The sequence below is a fragment of the Vicinamibacterales bacterium genome (assembly GCA_035699745.1).
Classification (GTDB): Bacteria; Acidobacteriota; Vicinamibacteria; order Vicinamibacterales; family 2-12-FULL-66-21; genus JAICSD01.
On the sequence record DASSPH010000074.1, the window covers coordinates 14,155 to 36,710 of the forward strand.

20 protein-coding genes and 1 tRNA gene are annotated in these 22,556 nt (G+C 69.3%); 12 read left to right on the forward strand and 9 right to left on the reverse strand.

Translation table 11 applies throughout. The features are described from left to right. Positions 1-30 precede the first annotated feature (30 nt). Positions 31-3,078 (forward strand): response regulator, encoded by a 3,048-nt coding sequence (locus VFK57_18515; GenBank protein ID HET7697714.1) that lies wholly within the window; start codon positions 31-33, stop codon positions 3,076-3,078. After that, positions 3,050-3,877 carry a response regulator gene (locus tag VFK57_18520; protein HET7697715.1) on the forward strand — a complete coding sequence of 276 codons (828 nt, stop codon included), beginning with the start codon at positions 3,050-3,052 and terminating at the stop codon, positions 3,875-3,877. The genes VFK57_18515 and VFK57_18520 overlap by 29 nt, the downstream gene beginning before the upstream one ends. 138 nt (positions 3,878-4,015) lie before the next feature. Here the strand turns inward: VFK57_18520 and VFK57_18525 are convergent, their stop codons facing one another. The 4 genes from VFK57_18525 to VFK57_18540 all read right to left on the reverse strand — a co-directional run bounded on the left by VFK57_18525 (position 4,016) and on the right by VFK57_18540 (position 8,456). After that, positions 4,016-6,532, reverse strand: coding sequence for an alpha/beta fold hydrolase (locus tag VFK57_18525; GenBank protein HET7697716.1), 2,517 nt, complete (start codon positions 6,530-6,532; stop codon positions 4,016-4,018). Positions 6,533-6,614: 82 nt separating this feature from the next. Next, the gene (locus VFK57_18530) at positions 6,615-7,214 is read right to left on the reverse strand and encodes an ECF-type sigma factor (GenBank protein HET7697717.1); all 600 of its coding nucleotides are present in this window, start codon (positions 7,212-7,214) and stop codon (positions 6,615-6,617) included. Positions 7,215-7,236: 22 nt separating this feature from the next. After that, the gene (locus tag VFK57_18535; protein HET7697718.1) at positions 7,237-7,878 is read right to left on the reverse strand and encodes a MarC family protein; all 642 of its coding nucleotides are present in this window, start codon (positions 7,876-7,878) and stop codon (positions 7,237-7,239) included. Next, on the reverse strand, positions 7,875-8,456 hold the full coding sequence (locus VFK57_18540; GenBank protein ID HET7697719.1) for a nucleotidyltransferase family protein: 582 nt from the start codon (positions 8,454-8,456) through the stop codon (positions 7,875-7,877). The genes VFK57_18535 and VFK57_18540 overlap by 4 nt, the downstream gene beginning before the upstream one ends. Positions 8,457-8,555: 99 nt before the next feature. On the opposite strand from VFK57_18540, the gene VFK57_18545 reads away from it, so the two are divergent. From VFK57_18545 to VFK57_18560, 4 genes are all read left to right on the forward strand, one after another. Continuing rightward, entirely contained in the window at positions 8,556-10,688 is a 2,133-nt protein-coding gene (locus VFK57_18545) for a DUF885 family protein (GenBank protein ID HET7697720.1), read from the forward strand. Positions 10,689-10,816: 128 nt separating this feature from the next. Further along, complete coding sequence (locus tag VFK57_18550) at positions 10,817-11,023, forward strand: cold shock domain-containing protein (GenBank protein ID HET7697721.1); 207 nt, start codon at positions 10,817-10,819, stop codon at positions 11,021-11,023. Positions 11,024-11,120: 97 nt separating this feature from the next. Continuing rightward, the gene (locus tag VFK57_18555; GenBank protein ID HET7697722.1) at positions 11,121-11,747 is read left to right on the forward strand and encodes a YdcF family protein; all 627 of its coding nucleotides are present in this window, start codon (positions 11,121-11,123) and stop codon (positions 11,745-11,747) included. 323 nt (positions 11,748-12,070) lie between these two features. After that, positions 12,071-12,168: transfer RNA gene (locus VFK57_18560), tRNA-Sec, on the forward strand. Positions 12,169-12,261: 93 nt separating this feature from the next. Here VFK57_18560 and VFK57_18565 read toward each other — a convergent pair. Then, positions 12,262-12,942 (reverse strand): HAD family hydrolase, encoded by a 681-nt coding sequence (locus tag VFK57_18565; protein ID HET7697723.1) that lies wholly within the window; start codon positions 12,940-12,942, stop codon positions 12,262-12,264. A 21-nt stretch (positions 12,943-12,963) separates the two neighbouring features. Between VFK57_18565 and VFK57_18570 the strand changes: the two genes are divergently transcribed. Together VFK57_18570 and VFK57_18575 are read left to right on the forward strand one after the other, a co-directional pair. After that, positions 12,964-13,530: a superoxide dismutase family protein gene (locus tag VFK57_18570; protein HET7697724.1), complete on the forward strand. Its 567-nt coding sequence runs from the start codon at positions 12,964-12,966 to the stop codon at positions 13,528-13,530. Positions 13,531-13,601: 71 nt separating this feature from the next. Beyond that, positions 13,602-14,309, forward strand: coding sequence for an ATP-binding cassette domain-containing protein (locus tag VFK57_18575; GenBank protein ID HET7697725.1), 708 nt, complete (start codon positions 13,602-13,604; stop codon positions 14,307-14,309). A gap of 21 nt (positions 14,310-14,330) precedes the next feature. Here VFK57_18575 and VFK57_18580 read toward each other — a convergent pair whose 3' ends face one another. Both VFK57_18580 and erpA read right to left on the reverse strand, forming a co-directional pair. Further along, positions 14,331-15,152 carry a PHP domain-containing protein gene (locus VFK57_18580; GenBank protein ID HET7697726.1) on the reverse strand — a complete coding sequence of 274 codons (822 nt, stop codon included), beginning with the start codon at positions 15,150-15,152 and terminating at the stop codon, positions 14,331-14,333. Further along, a complete protein-coding gene (erpA, locus tag VFK57_18585; GenBank protein HET7697727.1) occupies positions 15,153-15,482 on the reverse strand; it encodes an iron-sulfur cluster insertion protein ErpA in 330 nt (109 codons plus the stop codon). Positions 15,483-15,519: 37 nt separating this feature from the next. Between erpA and VFK57_18590 the strand changes: the two genes are divergently transcribed. Continuing rightward, positions 15,520-17,127, forward strand: coding sequence for a hypothetical protein (locus VFK57_18590; GenBank protein HET7697728.1), 1,608 nt, complete (start codon positions 15,520-15,522; stop codon positions 17,125-17,127). A gap of 90 nt (positions 17,128-17,217) precedes the next feature. Here the strand turns inward: VFK57_18590 and VFK57_18595 are convergent, their stop codons facing one another. Together VFK57_18595 and VFK57_18600 are read right to left on the reverse strand one after the other, a co-directional pair. Then, positions 17,218-17,637, reverse strand: coding sequence for a GxxExxY protein (locus tag VFK57_18595; GenBank protein ID HET7697729.1), 420 nt, complete (start codon positions 17,635-17,637; stop codon positions 17,218-17,220). Between the two features lie 193 nt (positions 17,638-17,830). Beyond that, on the reverse strand, positions 17,831-19,363 hold the full coding sequence (locus VFK57_18600) for a FumA C-terminus/TtdB family hydratase beta subunit (protein ID HET7697730.1): 1,533 nt from the start codon (positions 19,361-19,363) through the stop codon (positions 17,831-17,833). Between the two features lie 24 nt (positions 19,364-19,387). On the opposite strand from VFK57_18600, the gene VFK57_18605 reads away from it, so the two are divergent. The 3 genes from VFK57_18605 to VFK57_18615 are packed head-to-tail and all read left to right on the forward strand — an operon-like array spanning position 19,388 to position 22,301. Then, positions 19,388-20,797: an aspartate ammonia-lyase gene (locus VFK57_18605; GenBank protein HET7697731.1), complete on the forward strand. Its 1,410-nt coding sequence runs from the start codon at positions 19,388-19,390 to the stop codon at positions 20,795-20,797. After that, positions 20,797-21,444 carry a methyltransferase domain-containing protein gene (locus tag VFK57_18610; GenBank protein ID HET7697732.1) on the forward strand — a complete coding sequence of 216 codons (648 nt, stop codon included), beginning with the start codon at positions 20,797-20,799 and terminating at the stop codon, positions 21,442-21,444. Before VFK57_18605 ends, VFK57_18610 begins: the two co-directional genes overlap by 1 nt. Continuing rightward, positions 21,441-22,301: a polyprenyl synthetase family protein gene (locus VFK57_18615; GenBank protein HET7697733.1), complete on the forward strand. Its 861-nt coding sequence runs from the start codon at positions 21,441-21,443 to the stop codon at positions 22,299-22,301. Before VFK57_18610 ends, VFK57_18615 begins: the two co-directional genes overlap by 4 nt. Positions 22,302-22,556: the final 255 nt, after the last annotated feature.

Below are 22,556 nucleotides of genomic sequence, written 5' to 3' on the forward strand. Positions count from 1 at the left end.
CCGGGCGGCGGCTATAATGGCCGTCCCGCTATGGCGTCCCCGCCTCACGCGCCGCGGGCCGCCGCCGAGCCCCGGCGGCAGTTGACCGCAGCGCACGCGACTGCGCGCGTGCTGGTCGAAGCGTCGACGCTCGCCGAAGCCACGCCCAAGATCCTCGAAGCCATCTGCGAGTCGCTCGGCTGGGAGCACGGCGCGCTCTGGACCGTCGACCGCGACGCGGATGTGCTGCGCTGCAGCGACATCTGGACGATGCCGGGGCGAAGCTTCGAGGCGTTCGACGCCGGCAGCCGCGAGCGGACGTTCGCACGCGGCGTCGGGTTGCCCGGACGCGTCTGGGCGACCGGCCAGCCGGCGTGGATTCCCGATGTCGGCCGCGACAGCAACTTCCCGCGGGCGCCCATCGCGGCGCGCGAAGGGCTGCATGCGGCGTTCGGGTTCCCGGTGGTGATGCACGGCGACGTGCTGAGCGTCATGGAGTTCTTCAGCGTCGAGATCCGGCCGCCCGACGACGAGCTCCTCGCGATGCTGTCGAGCGTCGGCCATCAGATCGGCCTGTTCTACGGCCGGCGCCGGGCGCAGGACGATCTCGATCGGTTCTTCGCGCTCTCGCTCGACCTGTTGTGCGTCGTCGGCTTCGACGGCTACTTCAAACGCGTCAACCCGGCGTGGGGACGGATCCTCGGCTACACGTCCGACGAGCTGCTGTCGCGGCCCTATCTGGAGTTCATCCATCCCGAGGACCGCCAGGCGTCACAGCAGGAAGCCTTGAAGCTCTCCACCGGGGCCGAGCTGCTGCACTTCGAGAACCGCTTCCTCCACAAGGACGGCACGTGCCGCTGGTTCCTGTGGTCGGCGACGCCGTTTCCGGAGCTGCAGGTGATGTATGCGGCGGCGCACGACATCACCGACCGCAAGGCGGCGGAAGAGACGCTGAACGTGTACGCGCGCGACCTGGAGACCAGCCACCGCGCGCTCGAAGACCAGACCGCGCGGCTGGCGCAGCTGGTGAAAGAGCTCGAGGCGGCGCGGCGGCGCGCGGAAGAAGCGGCCGAGACCAAGAGCGCGTTCCTCGCCAACATGAGCCACGAGATTCGCACGCCGCTGAATGCCATCCTCGGCATGACGGCGCTGACGCTGCACACCCGGCTCCGGCCCGACCAGCGCGAATTCCTCGAGACGGTCAAGTCGTCGGCGGAATCGCTGCTCGGGATCATCAACGACATCCTCGACTTCTCGAAGATCGAGGCCCGCCGCCTCGATCTCGAACGCGCCGAATTCGACGCGCGGGAGGCGATCGGCAACGCCACCAAGCTGCTGGCGGTTCGCGCCTCGGAAAAGGGGATCGAGCTGGCGTGTCAGATCGCGCCGGACGTGCCGGCGCTGCTGCTCGGCGACGAAGGACGCCTCCGCCAGGTGCTGCTGAACGTGCTCGGGAACGCGATCAAGTTCACGGACGCCGGCGAGGTCATTCTGCGGGTCACCGTCGAGCAGCTGGCGCCCCGTCATGCCACACTGCATTTCGCGGTGACGGACACCGGCATCGGCATCCCGCCGGAGAAACAGCAGCATATCTTCGACGCCTTCACGCAAGCCGACAGCTCCACCACGCGGCGTTTTGGCGGGACCGGACTCGGACTGGCGATCGCGATGCGCCTGGTGGGCCTGATGGACGGACGCATGTGGGTCGACAGCACGGTTGGCCGGGGCAGCACGTTCCATTTCACCGCCAGTTTCGAGGTGCCGCGCGACGCCGCCGCGGCGGACGCGCGGTGGCGCAGCGAGCTGGACGGCTTGCGCGTCCTCGTCGTCGACGACAACGCCGCCAACCGCCGCATCCTCGACGAAATGCTGATCAGCTGGCGGATGACGCCGACCTCGGTCCCCGACGCGACTCACGCGCTGGAGCTGCTGCGGCAGGCCGCGGGCAGTCCCGAGGCGTTCGACCTCGTGGTGTCCGACTGCCAGATGCCGGGTGTCGATGGCTTCACCTTGGCCAGGCGGATCAAGAACGACCGCCGCCTCGCCGCCACGCCGCTGGTGATGCTCACCTCGATGGGCGAGCCGCGGCACGTCGAACGCTGCCGCCGGCTCGGCGTCGATGCCTACCTGACCAAGCCGGTCAAGCATTCAGACCTGCTCGACGCGCTCGTCACCGTGTTCGGCGTGTCGACGCGGAAGCCCGCGTCGGAGCCGCGGCCCGGGCGCCGGCAGACGCGCGCGCTGCGCGTGCTCGTCGCCGAGGACAACGCGGTCAACCGCAAACTGGTCACCCGGCTGCTGCAGAAGCGAGGGCATCACGTCACCGCGGTCGAGAACGGGCGCGATGCCGTCGGCGCGGCCGCGTCGTCGCGGTTCGACGTGGTGCTGATGGACGTGCAGATGCCGGAGATGAACGGGCTCGAGGCGACGGCGGCGATCCGCCGGCACGAAACCCGGCCCGGCACGCACCTGCCGATCGTCGCGCTGACCGCGCACGCCATGCAGGGGGATCGGGAGCGCTGCCTGGCGGCTGGAATGGACGGCTACCTGTCCAAGCCGATCGACGTGGACGATCTGGTCGCCACGGTCGAGCGCGTTGCCGAAGTCGAGCGCGTTGCCGAAAATGCTGCGCCGGCTCCCGCCGGGGCGGTCGCGGCCCCTCACTCCGCAGCCGTGCCGATCTTCGATTCGCAGGCCGCGCTGAAGCACGCCGGCGGCGACCGCAAGCTGATGGCGGAAGTCGTCGGACTGTTCCGCGGGGACTATCCAGCCAGTCTTCGTTCGATCGCCCGCGCCATCGACGCGCAGGACCCCGAACAACTGCGGTTCGCCGCGCACGCGCTCAAGGGCGCGCTGGCGACCGTCGGCTCGCCGGCGGGGCGGGAGGCGGCGCTCGCGCTCGAGCAAATGGGACGCAACGGCGAGATCGACGGCGCCCGCGCGGCGCTGACCGCGCTGCGCGCCAGCCTGGTCTCGCTCGAACGCGAGTTCGCCGGCGCCGGACTGGCGCCGCGCCAGCGCGCCAAGGCTCGGGTCAGAAAGCGCGCCGCAGCCGGCACGCGGAGGCTCCATGGCAAGGATTCTCGTCGTCGACGATGATCGAGGCACGCGGCACATCCTGCAGCAGCTGCTCAACGCCGACGGCCACCAGGCGTCGGTCGCCAAAGACGGGCTCGACGCGCTCGAGGCGCTGAAGAGCCGCCGCTTCGACCTGCTGCTGCTCGACGTCTGGATGCCGCGCATGAACGGGATCGAGCTGCTGGCGAAGCTGCGCTCGCGCAAGTCCCGGCCGCGCGTCGTGGTGATGACCTCGGACGACGCGCCGCAGACGCTGCTCGAGGCGGTGCGCGAGAACGCCTTCCGCTACGTGCACAAGCCGGTCGATCCGCCCGCGCTGCTGAACACCGTGCGCGAGGTCCTGGCCGCGCCGGAAATTCCCCCGATCGAGGTGGTCTCGGCGCGGCCGGAGTGGATCGAGCTGGTGGTGCCGTGCACGCGCGAGGCGGTCGATCGAATCGGTCCCGTGATGGCGCAGCTCGAAGCGGCGCTCGCGCCGGAGGTGCGCGAGTCGATTGCCTATGCCTTCCGCGAGCTGCTGCTGAACGCCATCGAGTGGGGCGGCCGGCTCGATCCGACGCGCCGCGTCCGCATCGCCTGCCTGCACTCGCCGCGCATGCGGATGTACCGGATTGCGGATCCCGGCTCGGGCTTCACCATCGAGGATCTGCCCCACGCCGCCATCGGGCAGCCGCCCGATCAACCGGTGGAGCACATGCGCGTCCGCGAAGCCAAAGGTCTCCGGCCCGGCGGGTTCGGGCTCCTCACGGTGCGCGCCAGCGTCGACGAGCTGCTCTACAACGAGAAGCGGAACGAAGTCGTGTTCGTGAAGTACCTGTAAGGGCGGTCTCCCGGTCCGGAGGATCTCGTGGCGGGACGCCCGATGCTCCTCGAGACCACGCGCTGGTCGGATTCTTTTCGCGCGAGTACCGCCGCAGCCGGGAGATGCGCCCGGATGCGGCGGTCGTGCGGTGATGAATCAGCGTCGCGCGGAGGCGCTGGTCCTCGTGCGGTGACGCTCCGTCGAGACGAACGCCACGATGTCCGCCGCCACCCGCGCCGGGTCCTCCCAGTGGACGGCGTGGCCGATCGCCTCGTACACCTTCAGCTCCGCGCCGCGGATGCCGTTCAGCAGCGCCTCCTGATCGGCGCGCGGCGCGACGGAGTCGCGCGTCCCCCAGATGATCAGCGTGCGGGCATTCACGCGCCGCATGGTGCCGCCGATGTCGGCCCCCATCAGTCCGGTCAGGGCCGAGCGCCAGACCCGCGCCGGCACCTTGAGGCTCTCGTCCACGAACGTCTCGACCAGCGCCGGCGCGATCGGCCGGGCGATCGTGCCCATCTGGAAATCGTGCGCGAACTGCCGATCGATCGGATCGGACAGCGTCGACACCGCCTTGTCGAACGCCAGCACGTCGGCGCTGAACTCGCGCCGCCCGAGGGCGCCGATCATCACGAGCGCGACGGTGCGGCCGGGGTAATCCGCGGCGAACCGCATCGCGTTGCCGGCGCCCATCGAGTGGCCGACGATGACGGCGCGCGGCAGGCCGAGGGCGTCCATGAAGCGGGCGACGTCGGCGGCGAACTGGCGCGGCGTGTAGCCGCCGGCCGGCCTGCTCGAGTCGCCGTGGCCGCGCTGCGAGATCGCGAACACGCGCAGCGAGCGGGGCAGATGCGGCAGGATCGGCTCGAACGACCGCAGCGAGTCGGTGATGCCGTGCAGCAGGATCACCGGCGTTCCGGCCGGATCGCCCTGCGCCGCGTACGACAGCGTCACGCCGCCCGGCAGGTTGATGACGCGGGCGTCAGCGGGTGACGACGGGCGCCGGTCGCTGCCGATGATCCGCGAGGACGTCAGCGTGATGTCGGCTCGCTTCCACGCCTGCGCGAAGCGCTCGCGAACGGCCGCCGCGTCCGCGCTCCGCTGCTGCAGCTCGAGGCTCCGCGCCAGGCCGAACAGCGACCAGCCGTTCTCGCGGACGCGGACGAGATCGGCGCGATAGACCGTCTCGGCCTCGCGCGCGCGGCCGGCATCGAGCAGCACGCCGCCGAGGACCTGGCGCACCGGGTGATGCCACACCGGCGGCTCGTTGTACGGAATTGCGTCCTCGAGCGCGACCGCCTCCTCCAGCACCCGCACCGCGGCGTCGAATGCGCCGCGCCGGGCCGCCAGCTCCCCCTTGACGATACGCGCGGCGATCTGCAGGTTGATCTGCAGCGGCGAATCCTTGAGCGTGGTCTTGAACGCGTCGTGCGATGCGAGCGATTCGACGGCGCCGATCTCCGTCGCGGCGCGGTCCAACTGTCCGCGCGCGACCAACGCCAGGCCGCGCCCGTAATGCCAGATGCCCGTCGCATACGGATCGCTCGCGGGCGGCGGCGGCGCGGTCAGCATCTCCGTCCACATGCCGAACCGCACGAACGCGAGCCAGGGCGTGACCGGAAAGTCCGCCGTCCACGCCACCGCTCCGGCGTGGTGATGCGGCACCTTCTCGGCGACCTGTCGCGCCGCGGCGACCGCCGCGTCCCTGCGTCCCTCCAGCGTCGCGGCCGCCCAGAGGAAGTGCAGGTTGTGCGGGTAGTAGGTGATCGGATACAGCCCCTGCGCCTGACACTGCGCGAGATAGTCCTCGTCGGCCGCGATGGCGCGGACGTTCGCCTCCGCCGCGTCGGCGTAGCGCCCGACGCGCAGGTAGATGTGCGCCGGCATGTGCACCATGTGGCCGGCGGACGGCATCAGCGACCCGAGCACGTCGGCGCTCTTCAGCGCCCGATCGGGATCGTCCGACGCCTCCATGGCGTGGATGTAGTAGTGATGCGCGCCGGGATGCCTGGGGTGCGCCGCGATCACCGACTCGATCGTCTGCAGCACGCGCGCCGTCGCCGGCTTGGGCGAGCCGTCCTTCTGCCAGTAGTCCCACGGCATCGTATTCATCACCGCGTCGGCATAGAACGTCTGCACGTCGGGATCGTTCGGATAGGCCGCGGCCACGCGCTCCATCGCGGCGGCGTATGCGCGGTCGAGCGCCGGCCGGTCGCCGATGCCGGCGGCGGCGAACCGCGAGGCCAGCGCCTCGACGAGCGCCCGCTCGCGTGGCGACGCGCCGTCGGCCGCGCGTCTGGCGGCCTGAATGGCGTCGTACGCCTTGCTTGCGTTCTCGGCGCTCAGCGGCGCGTTCAGGTTCGGCCCGACCGCCATCGCCTGCCCCCAATAGGCCATGGCCAGCGCCGGATCGAGACGCGCCGCCTCGCGAAACGAGCGCAGCGCTTCGGGAAAGTTGAAGGCGTAGAGCAGCCGGACGCCCTGGTTGAAAAACTGTCTCGCCCGCGGGACGCCGGTCGTCACCGGCCACTCGTGGGTACCCAGCCCGGCGAGCAGCGGTGCCACGGGCGTGTCGGATGCGGCCGACGCGGAATGCCCCGAGATCAGCCCGGCGCCGCAGACCAGTACGGCGCCCGCCAGCAAACGTAATGAATTCTTCATGTTACTCAGCATGGTGTTCTCCCTGATGCACCTCTCCATTCGTAGTGGCGGGAGAACGGCGGAAACCGCCAACCGCTCCCGACTTCGCTCGCTGTCAGAGATCCGGGGGGTGAGGTGCCCGGGCCTGCGCGTCGCCGAGCGCGCGCTGCAGCCACGCCCGTGCGAAGCGCCAGTCCTCGGAAACCGTCGTATGCGACACCCCGAGCGCGTCGGCCGTCTCGGGGATCGTCAGTCCGCCGAAGTAGCGGCATTCGACCACCCGGACCAGGCGATCGTTCACCTGCGCCAGGTTCTCGAGGGCAGTGTCGATCGTCAGCAGCTCCTCGAACGATGGCGTCGACGTCAGCTCGTCCTCGACTGCGGTCAGACTGACGCGCTCTCCTTTCCGCTTGCCCGCGGTCTTCGCCCGCGCGTAATCGATCAGGATCCGGCGCATCGCGTGCGACGCGGCGCCGAAGAAGTGCGCGCGCCCCTGCCACGGCTGCCGCTGATCGGCGAGCCGGAGCCACGCCTCGTGCACGAGCGCCGTCGCGCTCAGCGTGTGGCCGCGGCGCTCGCGCCCGAGATGCGAGCCGGCGAGGTTCCGAAGCTCGCCGTACACCGCGTCGACCAGCGCGGCGACCGCGGCGCGGTCGCCGCCGCTCACGCGCTCGAGCAGCCGCGTCACGTCGGTGCGGGAAGGACGGGCGTTCATGGTCTCGTTCGCCGCCAGTCTACTAGCGCGCCAGTCCCGGCAGCAGACCGCCGATGCCGCGGCCCAGCAGCCCGAACGCCGTCGCGCTGACCAGGATCCCCATCACCCGCGTCACGATGTTCATGCCGATCGGCCCCAGGCGCCGGGCGATCGGCCCCGAGGATCGAAACGCGATCCACATGATGAGCGCCGCCGCCGCACAGATGACGGTGATGATCGCCAGGTCCCGCGCGCTCCCGAACGTCGTCGCCTGCACGACGACGGTGGTGATGGTCCCGGCGCCGACGGTCCCGGGAATCGCCAGCGGCACCACGGCAAGCGTCTTCCAGTGTTCTTCCGGCACTTCGAGCGCCGATTCCTGCTCCGCGGCGGTCAGCTTCAGCTCGTCCACCGTCACCATGCGGATGCCGTAGAGAAGCAGGATCAGCCCGCCCGCCGCCTGGAGCATCGGCACGCTGATGCCGAGGATCTGCAGCAGGAAGCGGCCGGTCCAGGCACAGACGAGCAGCACGCACAGCACGGCGAACGCGCTCTGGTTCGCCATCCGCCGCTGGATGTCCGTCGTGAACTTCCCCGCCATCGCCGCAAACAGCACCGACGAGCTGATCGGATTGAGGATCGCCAGGAGCGTCGTCGTGAAGAGGACGATGTTCTGGGCGTTCATGGCGCGATGACTCTCGCGTAGTCGGCCGGCGTGTCCACGTCTTCGATGACGCCGGGATCGTCCACCTCGACGTCCTCGATCGCCGCGGCGCGCAGGATCGGCTTGGCTCCGACCGCCGGATCGGCGGCACGCAGCGCCGCGAACAGCTCGCGCTTGACGATCACCGGATGACCGTGCCGGCCGTGGTGAACGGCGCGGATGACGGCGGCGGCCGAGGCTGCGGCGCGCGTGCAGAGCCCGCGGATCGTCCGGGCAGTGACGAGCGGCACGTCGACGAGCGTGACGAGCGCCGCGGACACGTCTGGTCCATCCACCGCATCGAGTCCCGCGACCAGCGAGGTCAGTTGCCCGTCGGCGGCCCGAGGGTTCACGACGGCCCGCCCGAAACCGGCCGCCGCGACCTCCGCTTCGATGGCAGTGTCGCCCTGGCGGATCACCACGACCGCCTCGGTGACGCCGCCCTCGCGCAGGCTCTCCAGGATCGTGCGCACGAAGGTCCGGTCTCCTATCGGGAGTAGTGCTTTCGCGCGGCCCATGCGGCTCGACGCGCCGGCCGCCAGCACGATCGCCGGTATCATGTGCACGGCCCATCGTAAACGAACGTGGAGGAAGCCTTGATCAAGTCGAGCGTGCGACGCCCGGCCCGCACGGGGCTGTGGTTTCTGATAGCAGCAGCGATGCTGACCCCGGTGGCCGCGCAGCAGGCGGCACCGCAGCCCGCGGTCGAAGAAGTTCCGAAGGACCTCGAGCCGCTGCTGGCGTCCGCGCCGAGCGAAATGCGCCTGGTCGCGCAGACGTATCGGCTGGATCGCGCGACGCTGAACGGCAACTATCAAGGCGCGTCCGGGCGCGGCGGCGGAGGGCGCGGGCGCGGCGCGGCGGAGCCGCCGCCGGCGGCGCCGCCCATCTCGCTCTCGACCGCGCGGATCGGCCGATTGAAGCGGTTCGAGCTGGACTGGCAGGCGGCGCTCGCCAGGCTCGACGTCGACGCGCTGACGCCCGACGGGCGGACCGATCTCGCGGCGCTGCAGCAGACCATCGCGGCGAACCTCAAACAGCTCGACGTCGAGGCCAGCGCGATGGCGGAGGTGCTGGCCCTGGCGCCCTTCGCGCCGACGCTCGTCAACCTGATCGAGGCCCGCATCAAGCTGGAAGACGTCGACTCGAAAAAGGCCGCGGGCGATCTCACGGCGGTGGCGAAAGCGATCGCGGCGGCGAAGCCGGACGGCGACGCGAAGTTCAGCAAGGCCGCGGGGGCGCGGGCGGCCGACGCCGTCCAGGCGCTCCGCGCCAATCTGTCCACCTGGTACACCTTCTATTACGGCTACGACCCGATGTTCACCTGGTGGGTCGAGATGCCCTACAAGAAGGTCGACGCCGCGCTGGAGGGCTACATCTCGCATCTGCGCCAGGCCGGCGTCGACAGCATGGTGGACGCCGGCGGCGGCCCCCGGATTCCGCCGGCGCCGGCCCCGCGCTTCAATCAGGTGCCCGACCTGCAGGCGCTCATCAAGCTGCCGTACGACGAGATGACGCCGATCGTCGAGCGCTTCATCGGAGCGCGCGGCGGCGGGCGCGCCGCCACCAACAGCCCGGGAGCGGGACGGCCGCAGGCGTACTACGAAGCCTGGCTCAAGGCGCTCGAGACGCTGGAGTTCGACAGGCTGTCACGCAACGCGCAGGTGGACTACCTGTTCATCCGCAACGCCGCCGAACGGCATATCGCGCGGATGCACTTCACGCCGCCGGCCAATCCGCCGCGCAAGACCGACAGCACCGGCATTCCCGGCGCAGCGCGCGGGCGCGAGGGGCTGATCATGGATCTCGCCGACGAGATGATCCCCTACACGCCCGAGCAGCTCATCGCGCTGGCCAACCGCGAGTTCGCCTGGTGCGAGGAGGAAATGAGGAAAGCGTCGCGGCAGATGGGATTCGGCGACGACTGGAAGAAGGCGATCGAGAAGGTCAAGGACATGCACGTGCCGCCGGGCGGGCAGCCGATGATGATCAAAGACCTGCTCTTCGAAGCCATCGACTACCTGCGCGCAAAGGATCTGATCACGGTGCCGCAGGTGGCGGCCGAGTCCCTCCACATGTCGATGATGTCGCCCGAAGCGCAGCTCTCGAACCCGTTCTTCCTCGGCGGCTCGCAGATCATCGTCTCGTATCCGACCAACACGATGGAATACGAGGCGCGGCTGCAGAGCATGCGCGGCAACAACCGGCCGTTCTCGCACGCGACGGCGCATCACGAGATGATTCCCGGCCACAACCTCGTCGGCTACGTCGGCGCGCGATCCGCCGGCTACCGCGCGCGGATCGGCGGCAGCACGCCGTTCTTCGGCGAGGGCTGGCCCCTCTACTGGGAGCTGACGCTGTACGACATGGGGTTCAACGACACGCCGGAAGAGCGCGTCGGCGCGCTGTTCTGGCGGATGCACCGCTGCGCGCGGATCATCTTCTCGCTGAACTTCCACATGGGCCTGTGGTCGCCGCAGGAAGCGATCGATTTCCTCGTCGATCGCGTCGGACACGAGCGCGACAACGCCACCGCCGAAGTGCGGCGCTCGTTCCAGGGCGGCTACGGTCCGCTGTACCAGGCGGCGTACCTGCTCGGCGGCCTGCAGCTCCGCGGACTGCGCCGCGAGCTGGTGGATTCCAAGCAGATGACCAACAAACAGTTCCACGACGAGATCCTGCGCCAGGGCAGCATGCCGATCGCGTTGATCCGGCTGGCGCTGACCAGGCAGAAGCTGGCGCCGGACATGAGCGTGGACTGGAGGTTCTACGGCGATTTGCCGTCGAAATAGAAAAACCGTGAATTTGTTGACTTTTCCGGCCGCTTGTCCCTACACTGGCGCCGTTTCAAGCTCAGCGTCTGGAGCCTGCGGGATGTTCCCGGGGGCGCCGTCGTACGGCACATCGGAGGACACGGGCTATGCCAACCGGGACGATCGCTCGACTTCTTATCGACAAGGGGTTCGGGTTCATCCGCGACGAGGGGGGAATCGAGCACTTCTTTCATCGCAGCTCCGTGCGCGGAGCGGTGTTCGAGCTCCTGCGGGAAGGCCAGCGGGTGGAATTCACGCCCGAAGAGTCCGGCAAAGGCCCGCGCGCCGGTGAAGTCCGGCTGGTTGAAGGCTGAAGCGCTGCCGACGTTTACCCGGTGCGGAGGCATCCCTCCGCGCCGGGCCTCCCGCCTCCGCGCTCCCCGCTCCTGACCGCGTTCCGCCGCACTCCCCATGCGCCTCCTCGTCCGCCGGACGCTGCTTGCGGCCCTGCTGCTGACCGCCGCGGCCGCAGGCTGGCTGCTGGTGTACGGCGGCCGCTACCTGCAGCACGAGGATCCGCTGCAGAGAGCCGACGCCATTTTCGTCCTGGGCGGCACACGCGTCGAACGCTGGCTCGAAGCGTACGAGCTCTATCGGGCGGGCTACGCGCCGGTGATCTTCCTCAGCCCGGAGCGCGCGGAACCGGGCGAAATGCTCATCCGGACCCGCGGCGTGCGTTTCCCGAGTACGCCCGAACTGCAGCAGGCCGCGCTCGTGCAGATGGGCGTGCCGCCCGCCGCGATTCACGCGCCGGCCGGGTGGGTCGACAACACCGCGCAGGAAGGCAGCCTGCTGCGCACCACCGCGCAGGCCAGGGGGTGGAAGCGGCTGATCGTCGTCACCTCGAAATACCACACGCGGCGTTCGGGCTTCGCCGTGCGCCGTGCGCTGAAGGGGACCGGCACCGACGTCATCATGCGCGCGTCACGCTACGACCCGGCCGACCCGGCGCGCTGGTGGCGCACGCGTGCCGACCTCAGGTTTGCCGGCTCCGAGTGGATCAAGCTGGTGCTGTATCGACTGGGACTGGCCGGGTAGCCCTCCGCGCAGGGCTTCGCAATAAAGGGCTTCGCAATAAAGGCACAAAGGCACGAAGGCACGAAGCCAGTTACTCGGGGACGTTGCTGGCTTGATGCCCCTGTGCCTGTATTGCGAAGATAATCTGGATAACAGCCAGGCTCGGAAGAGATGACCCGAGCGAGCGCAGCGAAGCGGTCCAGAGCCGCGAGCGAGCGAAGCGATGCGAGCCACGCGAACGAGCCGACAACCATAGCTCACGACAGCGTCAGGCACCGACGGGCGGAGGTTGGCGCGAGTGAGCGTGCAGGGGAGTCCGAGGGGCGAAGCCCCTCGGGTAAAGAGGAAGCGAACGGGGCCCGGTGGCCCTCCCGGTCTTCAAAACCGGTTGTCTCCCGCGTTGAGCGGGAGGGCTGAGTTCGACTCTCAGGCGCTTCCGCCATTCGACTCGCCTGCCATCAGTCCTGCGCAGGCTCGCTCATGGCAGGCCATCAGCGAATGGCCCTGAGCGAGCGAAGCGAGTCGAAGGGCTACCTCACAACAGCTTCAGGAATTCCTTCGTATCCGACAAATCCTCGAACACGATCTCGGCTCCCGCGGCGCGCAGATCGCCGATCGAGTAGCCGCCGGTCGCGACGCCGATCGGCGTCGCACCGACAACCAGCGCGCACTCGACGTCGTTCGGCGTATCGCCGATCACCAGCACCTGCGACGGCTCGCCGTTGACGATGCCGGATTGGCGCGCGCGGCTCAGGGCGACGGGCACGAGATCGTTGCGGCTCGCGGAGTCGCCGCCGAACGCGCCGCACGGGAAGTACTTCCAGAGATCGAAGTACTCGAGCTTGATCCGCGCGCCCTCGACGAAGTTTCCCGTCAGCAGCGCCAGCGCGACGTCCCGGCGCCGCTGCAGCGTGTCGAGCAGCGGCCGGATGCCGGGCATCACGTCCTTGACGCCGGTCCCCGGCTGCTCGATCTCCTCCGCCAGGTACCGCACGTAGCGGCCGCGCAGATCCGCCAGTGCCGCGGCGTCGAGGTCGCGGCCGTGCTGCGCCATCACGTCGCGCAGAATGCTCCAGTCGGTCCGTCCGGCGAATTCGACCGACGCCATCGGGTCGTCGGCCTCGAGCACGTCGCGGCAGGCGCGGTTCATCGCGCGCCAGCCGGCTCGGCCGGTGAGACACAGGGTACCGTCGATGTCGAACAGGATGAGATACATTTACGCGATGGAGGCCTGATGATGGTGAAGCATCCAGCGATCATACTTGCGTCGATGGTGGCGGTGGGAGGCGCCGCGCTCGCCGCGCAGCAGAAACCGCAGCCGGCGTCGGGGGCCGGCATCGTCCGCGCCCACGCGGCGATCAAGGGAGAGGGGATCAGCGGCACGGCCGATTTCGTCGAGAGTCAGCAGGGCACCGGCAAGGTCGTCAGCGTCACGCTGTCGGTCACCGGACTGAAGCCGGGGCTGCACGGCGTGCACCTGCACGCGGTCGGCAAATGTACCCCTGATTTCGCCGCGGCGGGCGGCCACTTCGACCCCGGCCCGGCGGGGAATACCGATCCGGATGCCAATCACCCGTACCACATGGGCGATCTGCCGCAGTTGAACGCCGCGGGCAAGGGGGCGGCGACGATGAAGGCGACGACGACACGGGTGACGCTGTCGGAAGGGCCGCTGTCGCTGTTCGATGCGGACGGCTCGGCCATCATCATTCACGGCAACCCCGATCAGGGCATCACCGGCGAACCGAAGTCGGGCGTCAGCGGCGGGCCGAGAGTGGCCTGCGGCGTGATCGAGAAGAAATAGGGCCACGGTTCACACGGACACGGATCCGGACGGGATCCGGTGAGCCCGTCTCGGACACGGCGACGCTGTTGATGTCTGCACCCGTTCTCCGCATTGCGGCGGTCCGCAAGCAGTATCAGGGCTTGCGGCCGCTGCGGGTGCAGTCGCTGACCGTCGGGGCGGGCGAGCGCGTCGCGCTGTCGGGGTTCGATGCCGGCGCCGCCGAAGTACTGGTGAATCTGATCACCGGTGCGTCGGTCCCGGACGAAGGGACGGTGGAGGTCTGCGGCCACGCGACCGACGCGATCGCGGACGGAGACGACTGGCTTGCCTGGCTCGATCGCTTCGGCATCGTGAGTCCGCGCGCGGTGCTGCTCGAGGCGGCGACGCTCGGGCAGAACCTGGCGATGCCGCTCACCCTCGCGATCGACCCTGTTCCACCTGAGATCGCGGCGCAGGTCGAGACGCTGGCAGACGATGTCGGTCTCGACCGGGCTCTGCTCGGCGCGCCGGTCGCGGGTCTGGACCGGTCGCAGCTGGCCCGCGCGCATCTGGCCCGCGCGATCGCGTTGGGACCATCGCTGCTCATCGTCGAACACCCGACCATCGGGTTCACGCCCGGTCAGGCCGGCCCGTTCGGCGAGACCGTGGCCCGCGTCGCGGGCTCACGCTCGCTGGCCGCGTTGATCATCTCGGAAGACACCGATTTCTCCTCGGCCGCCGCGCCGCGCCGGCTGCGCCTGCAGCCGGCATCCGGCGAACTGAAATCTCCGCGCCGCTGGCCCTTCGGACAGCGGTGAGCGAATGGCGGAGCGCGGCGGCTAGCGCCCGGCGGCAGCCCGCAGTCTGGCGAAATCCTCCGCCGGCAGCGTCACCTGCCCCAGCGCGTTCACCCGATGGCCGGCGTCGGCGCCGTGGAAGTCCGATCCGCCCGTCACCAGGATTCCCAGCGTGCGCGCGAGATCGCGATAGCGCGCTTCACTGGCGGGGTCGTGATCGGCGTGCACCGCCTCGAGCGCGTCGAGGCCCGCGGCGGCAAGCGCCGGCAGCAGGTCGTCGCGCCTGGTGACGCCCGGATGCGCCAGCGACGCGAGTCCGCCGGCGTCGTGAATCAGGGCGATGACCGCCTCGGGAGACGCGCCGCGGCGCGGCACGAAAGCGGGACCGCCCGCCTGCAGGAATCTTGCGAACGCCTCGTCGCGGTCGCCGACGTGCCCGGCGGCGATCAGCGCGTCCGCAATCTGCGGCCGGCCGACGCTGCGGCCGCGCGCCGCGTCCGCGGCAATCGGACCGACATCCACTGGTGCGCCGAGCTCGGCCAGCCGCGCGCCGATCTCGTGCACGCGGCGCAGCCGATCCTCGCGCTGCTGCAGGAGGAAATCGCGGAGCCGCGGCGTGGCCGGATCGATGAAGTAGCCCAGCATGTGGACGTCCCGGCCGCCGGCGACCGCGGTGATCTCGATCCCGGCGATGAGCTGCAGGCCGGCATCCCGCGCCGGGACGCTGGCGGCATCGAGGCCGGACGTCGTGTCGTGATCGGTGATGCTGAAAATGGAAAGGCCCGCGGAGCGGGCCTGGGAAACCAGCTCCGACGGCGTCGACGTGCCGTCGGAGGCGGTGGTATGCAGATGGAGATCGATCAACTAAACCGAGAACGACGAGCCGCAGCCGCACGTGGACTTCGCGTTCGGGTTCTTGATGGTGAACCCGCCGCCGGTCACGTTGTCGACGAAATCGACCTCGGCGCCGCGCAGGTAGCGCGCGCTGATCGGGTCGACCAGCAGCTTGACACCGTTCACTTCGATGATGGCGTCGGTGGTGGCGTCCCCTTCGCCTTCGTCGATCATCAAGCCGTACTGGAAGCCGGAGCAGCCGCCGCCCTGCACGAACACGCGCAGACCCGCGTCGGTCTTGTTCTCTTCCGCGAGCAGCTCGGTGATCTTGCTGGCCGCCGTGGGGGTGACATTGATCATTGCTAACGTTCTCCTGCTCTGATTATACACTGGCGCCGTGGACTACCGTCTCATAGGACGCATCTGGCGCCGCGACGTCTCCGTCTGGACGGCCGACCCGACCGGAGAGGCCGCGCAATCCATCGCCAACCGCCTGGGGTGGCTCGACGTGCCCACCGGAATGCAGCCCGAACTGGAGCGCGTCGAGGCGCTCGCCGACGAGGTCCGCGGGGACGGGATCGCGATCGTCTACCTGCTCGGGATGGGCGGGAGCAGCCTGTGCGCCGAGGTCATGCGCAGCGTCTACGGCGTCCGCGACGGGTACCCGCAGCTCGTCGTCATGGACACGACCGACGAGGCCGCAATCCACGGAGCGCTGACCCGTCTCGAACCGGACCGCACGCTGTTCCTGGTGGCGAGCAAGAGCGGCGGGACCATCGAGCCCGCGTCGATGGAAAAGCTGTTCTGGGAGCAGATGTCGGCCGAGCTCGGCGATCGCGCCGGGCGCCATTTCGTCGCCGTGACCGACCCGGCCACCGAGCTCGCGCGTCTCGCCGAGGCGCGCGGGTATCGGAAGTCGTTCCTCAACCCTCCCGACATCGGCGGCCGCTTTTCGGCGCTGTCGCTCTTCGGACTGGTGCCGGGGGCGTTGATCGGCGCGCCGGTTCGCGAGCTGCTCGCGGGCGCGGTCGACATGGCGCAGGGCTGCCGCCAGGAGAGCTACAAGAATCCCGGCCTGGATCTCGGCGTGTTCATCGGCTTCAACGCCGCCGAAGGGCGGGACAAGCTCACCGTGATCCTGCCGCCGTCTCTTCACACCCTCGGTCTGTGGATCGAGCAGCTCGTCGCCGAGAGCACGGGCAAACACGGCAAGGGAGCCCTGCCGGTCGTCGACGAGCCGCTCGGCCGCCCCGACGAGTACGGCGCCGACCGCGCGTTCGTCGCGATCGCCACCGACCGGGACGCGCCGGACGCGGCGCGGCTGGATGCGCTCGAGGCCGCCGGGCACCCGGTGCTTCGCTTGAGCACGCGCCTCGCCGGCCTCGGCGCCGAATTCTTCCGCTGGGAGTTCGCCACCGCGATCGCCGGCGCGGTGCTCGGCATCAATCCGTTCGACGAGCCGAACGTGTCCGAGGCGAAGGAAAAGACCAAGGCGATCCTCGCGAAGCGCGATTTCACCGGGGGCACGCCGGTCGCGGCCGCAGACGGGGTGTCGGTGTTCTCGTCACGCTTCGCCGGGCCGTCGCCTGCCGCGGTGGTGGCCGACGCGATCGAATCGATCGGTCCGCGCGACTACGCGGCGTTCCTCTCCTACCTCCCCAACGAAGCGGCGACCGAGCAGGCGATTGCGAAACTGCGCGACCGCATCCGCGCCGCGAAGCGCAGCGCGACCACGTTCGGCGTCGGCCCGCGCTATCTCCACTCCACCGGCCAGTATCACAAAGGCGGGCCCAACACCTGCGTCGCGTTCGTCATCACCGGAGAGGACGCGACCAGCACGCCGATTCCGGGCGCACCGTTTACGTTCGCGCAGCTGAAGCGCGCGCAGGCGGTCGGCGACTATCAGACGCTCGAGGCGCACGATCGCCGGACGGTGCGGATCCACCTCGAGCGAGGGGTCGATGCGGCCGCGGTGTTGGGGGGAGTGGTCGGATACCCTGCTTAACGGAGGTTGACGGAGGGAACGGAGGAGGGAACGGAGGGAGGGAACGGTTTAAGCGGAAACGGAGGAACGGAGGGAACGGAGGGGAACGGACTATTCACGAATCTGCACGGGCCGATACTTCGCGTTCACCACTCGGTTTATCCCGCCCTGGCTCAGGGTTTCCACGTTGAAGTTGATCAGCAACCCCACCGGCAGGTTCGTCAACCAGAGTTGCGAGAGAAGCTGCTTCTTGTGAATGGCGGCCAGCATTGAGATCGACTTGAGTTCCACTGGGACCGTTTCCTCGACCACCAGATCGAGGTAGAACTTTGATTTCAGGCGGACTCCTTTGTAGACGACCGGTGCTGCGATATTCGACTGGAACGAAAGGCGCTCCTGCTTGAATTCGTACTGGAGGCATTCGTTGTAGATGCTCTCGAAGAGACCGGGCCCGAGCACGTCGTGCACCTTGATCGCGCACCCGATGATCCGCTTGGTGATCGGACTGGTTCCGTAGGGGTCGGTGAGCATGGCGGTCGGATGGCAATTCGCGATCCCGACCCTGAGCGGCACATTTTCCTGGGAAATTCCGGCTGTTCTCAAGGGCCCCTGGGTGAAGCCCGTCGCCTCCGTTAACCTCCGTTTCCTCCGTTCCTCCGTTCCCGCTTAAACCGTTCCCTCCCTCCGTTCCCTCCTCCGTTCCCTCCCTCCGTTCCCTCCCGGGTTACCTCGGCAGCGCCGCCAGCCTCGCGCCGGACGCCTCCTCGACCTCTCTGTGCAGGCTGTTGCCGTGCGCGTCCATGGTGACGATGGCGGGGAAATCGGTGACGTCGAGGTGCCACATCGCCTCCGGCGTGCCGAACTCGAGCAGCGACACGCCGGCGACGCGATCGATGCACCGCGCGTAGAACTGCGCCGCGCCGCCGATCGCATTCAGGTACACCGCGCCGGACTTCTGCAGCCCGGCGAGCGTCTTCGCCCCCATCCCGCCCTTGCCGATCACGACCCGCACGCCGTAGCGATCGAGGATGTCGGCCTGATATGGCTCCTCGCGAATGCTCGTCGTCGGGCCGGCGGCGGTGACCCGATACCGATCGTCCGCGTCCTTCACCACCACTGGACCGCAGTGGTAGAGAACGCCGCCGCGCAGGTCGACCGGCGGCGGGTTCTTCATCAGGTGCGCGTGCACCGCGTCCCGGCCCGTGAACATGCGGCCGGAGACGAGGACGACATCGCCGACCTCGAGCGCGCGGATCTGCTGCTCGGAGATCGGCGCCTGCAGCCGCACTTCCCTGCCCGTCCGCGGGAAGCCGGCGGCGGCCTGCTCCGGCGTGAGCATCGGCGCGGACGCCGTGCTGCCGTCGCGGTACAACCACGAGGAGATCGCGCCGGACTGCGCATCGAGGAGTACGCCGAGACGGCGGAAGGCCCAGCAGTCGTAGGCGACGGACACGAAAAAGCTGGCGGGCAGCCGGTTCAGCGCGCCGATCTTGCAGCCGATCAGCGAAGTCTGTCCGCCGAAGCCCATGGGTCCGACGGTGAGCTGGTTCGCGGCGTCCATCACCGCGGTTTCGATCGCCGCGAGGCGCGGATCCGGATTGGTGTCGTCGAGCGTGCGGAACAGCTGTTCCTTGGCGTGCAGATAGCCTGAGGTGCGGTCGCCGCCGATGCAGACGCCGACGGCGCCGGGGGCGCATCCCTTCCCTTGCGCCTTCCATACCGCGTGCAGGATGCACTTGCGCACACCGTCGAGGCTGCGATCGGCGCGGCCGAGATGCTCCAGCTCCGCCGGCAGCGCGTATTGGGCGTTCGTGTTCTCGCAGCCGCCGCCCTTGAGGATCAGCTTCACTTCGATCCCGTCTTCGTCCCACTGCTCGAAGTGCACGATCGGCATGCCGGGGCCGAGGTTGTTCCCCGAGTTCTCGCCGGTGATCGAGTCCACCGAGTTCGGCCGCAGCTTGCCGCGCTTCGTGGCTTCCGCGACCGCGGCCTTGATCTGCGCCTTCATCCAGATCTGGTTCGCGCCGATCGGGACCTTGACCTCGAAGGTCGGCATGCCGGTGTCCTGGCAGATCGGTCCTTCGCAGCTCGCCGCCTGATCGATGTTCTGGGCGATGATCGTCAGCGCCTGGCCGGCGCGGGTCGCCGGCGCTTCGGCCTGCAGCGCGAGCCCCATCGCGTTGCGCACGTCCGGCGGCAGATCCGTCGAGGTGCGCGCGATCAACTCGACCATGCTGTCGAAGAAAGAAGCAAGCATACCGGGCAGTATAATTGACGGTACATGGCCACCCGGGTCGAGCGGGATCCTCTCGGTGAGCTGCGCGTGCCGGCCGACGCGTACTACGGGGTGCAGACGCAGCGCGCGGTCGAGAACTTTCCGATCAGCGGCCTGAAGGCTCCCGCCGCGCTCGTCACTGCCACCGTCCTCGTGAAGCAGGCCTGCGCCCGCGCCAATGCCGAGGAAGGACGGCTCGACCGCGCGCTCGCCTCCGCGATCATCGCTGCCGCCGACGAGATTCTCGCCGGCAGGCTGCGCGATCAGTTCGTGGTCGACGTCTATCAGGCGGGCGCCGGCACCTCGCACAACATGAACGCCAACGAGGTGCTCGCCAACCGCGCCGCCGAGATCCTGGGAGAGCCGAAAGGCACCTACACGCGCGTGCACCCCAACGACCACGTCAACATGGGGCAGTCGACGAACGACGTCTTCCCCACCGCGACGCGGCTCGCGATCCTGCTCGTGCTTCCCGATACCCGCAAGGCGGCGCTCGTGCTCGCCGACGCGCTCGACGCGAAAGCGCGCGAGTTCGCGCGGGTGCTGAAGACCGGCCGCACGCACCTGCAGGATGCGGTGCCGATCACGCTCGGCCAGGAGTTCAGCGGCTACGCCGCCAACGTGCGCCACGCCGTCCTCGAGCTCGATCACGCGGCAGAGAGCCTGCACGAGCTGAATCTCGGCGCGACCGCGCTCGGCACCGGGCTGAACGCCGGCGAATCGGTGACGGCGCGCGCGATCGCGCATCTCTCGGCGGCGACCGGATTGCCGCTCGCGCCGGCGGAGAATCGCTTCCGCGTCACGCAGAGCATGGGCGACGTGCTCGCGTATTCCGGAGCGCTGCGGCGGCTCGCCATGGAAGTGGACAAGATCGCCTCGGACCTGCGGCTGCTGAGCAGCGGGCCCCGCGCCGGCATCGCGGAGGTGGTGCTGCCCGCGGTGCAGCCCGGATCGTCGATCATGCCCGGCAAGGTCAATCCATCCGTGCCCGAGATGGTCAACCAGGTGTGCCAGCAGGTGTTCGGCTGCGATGCGGCGGTGCTCGCGTCTGCCGCCGCCGGGCAGCTCGAGCTCAACGTGATGATGCCGGTGATGGCGTGGAACGCGCTCCACGCGACGTCGATCCTCGGCAACGCGATGCAGGTGCTCGCCGATCGCTGCGTCGCCGGCATCGCCGCGGACGAAGCGCGCTGTCGCGAGCTGCTCGATCGCAGCACGGCGGTGGCGACCGCCCTCAGCACCTACATCGGCTACGCGCAGACCGCCGAGATCGCGAAGACGGCGGTGAAGACGGGACGATCGATCGCCGACATCGTCCGCGAGCGCAAGCTGATGCCCGACGACGAGCTGCAGCAGATCCTGTCGCCCGAGGCGATGACCTCGCCGGGGATTCCCGGATCGACCAGGAAGGCGTAATGCAGGTCCGGGCCGCCGTCCTGCTCGCGCTCCTGCTCGCCGGCGGCGCCGGCGCCGCGGCCCAGCACGTGCGGCTGTTCCCGCCCGAGGACCTCGGGCAGCTCGAGGGCCCCGATCGCGACGCGTATCAGCGCCCCGATCAGATCATGGACGCCCTCCAGATCGGCGAAGGCAGCGTCGTCGCCGACCTCGGCGCCGGGGGGGGCTGGTTCACGGTGAGGCTGGCGCGCCGCGTCGGGCCGAACGGACGCGTGTACGCCGAAGACATCCAGCCGCAGATGATCGATGCGATCGGGCGCCGGATGGCGCGCGAGCAGCTCAAGAACGTGGAGACGGTCCTGGGGACGCCGGTGGATCCGAAACTGCGGCCGTCATCGCTCGACGCGGCGCTGATGGTCGACGCGTACCACGAGGTCGAGCACCCGGTCACGCTGCTGCGCAACGTCGCGCGCGCGCTGAAGCCGCACGGCGTGCTCGGCATCGTCAACTACAAGAAGGATGGCGGCGGACCCGGGCCCGCGATGGAGATGCGCGTCGATCCGGAGAAAGTGATCGCCGACGCCAAGGCCGCCGGGCTCGAGCTCCGCCATCGCCCTACATTCCTGCGCTACCAGTACATGCTCACGTTCGGCATCCCGCCGAAATGAGTGTCCCGGCCTTCCTGGCGGAGTACCAGCGGCCGGTCCTCGCCGAGATCGAGCGCCTGGTCGGAAGCGGCGAGAGCGCGGTCGAACGATCCATGGCCTACACCGCCCTGGCACCGTCGAAGCAGGTGCGCGCCGGCCTGGTGCTGCTCTGCGCGGAGCTGTGCCGCGGACATGCCGCGCCGGCGGTGCCCGCCGCGGCGGCGATCGAGCTGGTCCACGCGTCTTCGCTGATTCTCGACGACCTGCCGTCGATGGACGATGCGCCGCTGCGGCGAGGGCGCCGCGCCAACCATCTGGAATTCGGGGAATCCGTCGCGATCCTCGCCGCGTTCGGCCTGCTGAATCTGGCCTACGGGTCGATCGCGCGCGCCTACGAGCCGGCGCTCGCGGTCGCGATGACGTCCCGCATCTCCGATGCCGTCGGCCCGTCGGGACTCATCGGCGGCCAGGCGCTGGATCTCGCGGCGACCAGTCGTCCGATCGATTTCGAGACGCTCGAACGGATCCACCGCGGCAAGACCGGCGCGCTGTTCGTCGCCGCGGCCGTCTGCGGCGCCCTGACCGCCGGCGCGGCGGCGGAGCCGATCGCCGCCCTCTCCGCGTACGCGAAGAACCTCGGGCTCGCCTTTCAGATCGTCGACGACCTGCTCGACGTCGCCGGCGATCCGCGGGAGACGGGGAAGGCGGTCCGCGCCGACGCGCGCAAGACGACCTTCGTCTCGTTCAGCGGCGTGGACGGCGCGCGGCAGCTCGCGGCGGAGCTGTGCGACACGGCGGATCGCGCGCTGACGCCATTCGGCGCAAAGGCGGATCGATTGCGCGAGCTGTCACGGTTCGTGGCGGCGCGGCGGCTGTAGACGAGACACGCAGAGACGCGCCACGTCTCGTCTCTGCCACCTTACAGACGAAACCCGCTGAGACGCGCCACGGCGAGCGGGCACCACGATCACGAAGATCACCAAGTTCACAAAGAAGACGAGTTGGTGTCTTCGTGTCCGCTGCCGTCGGCCCGTCGCAGTCAAGCCTTGTCCGGTGCTGCAAACGAGACACGCTGAAACGCGCCACGGCGGCGGGCATCAAGATCACGAAGAGATCACCAAGTTCACGAAGAA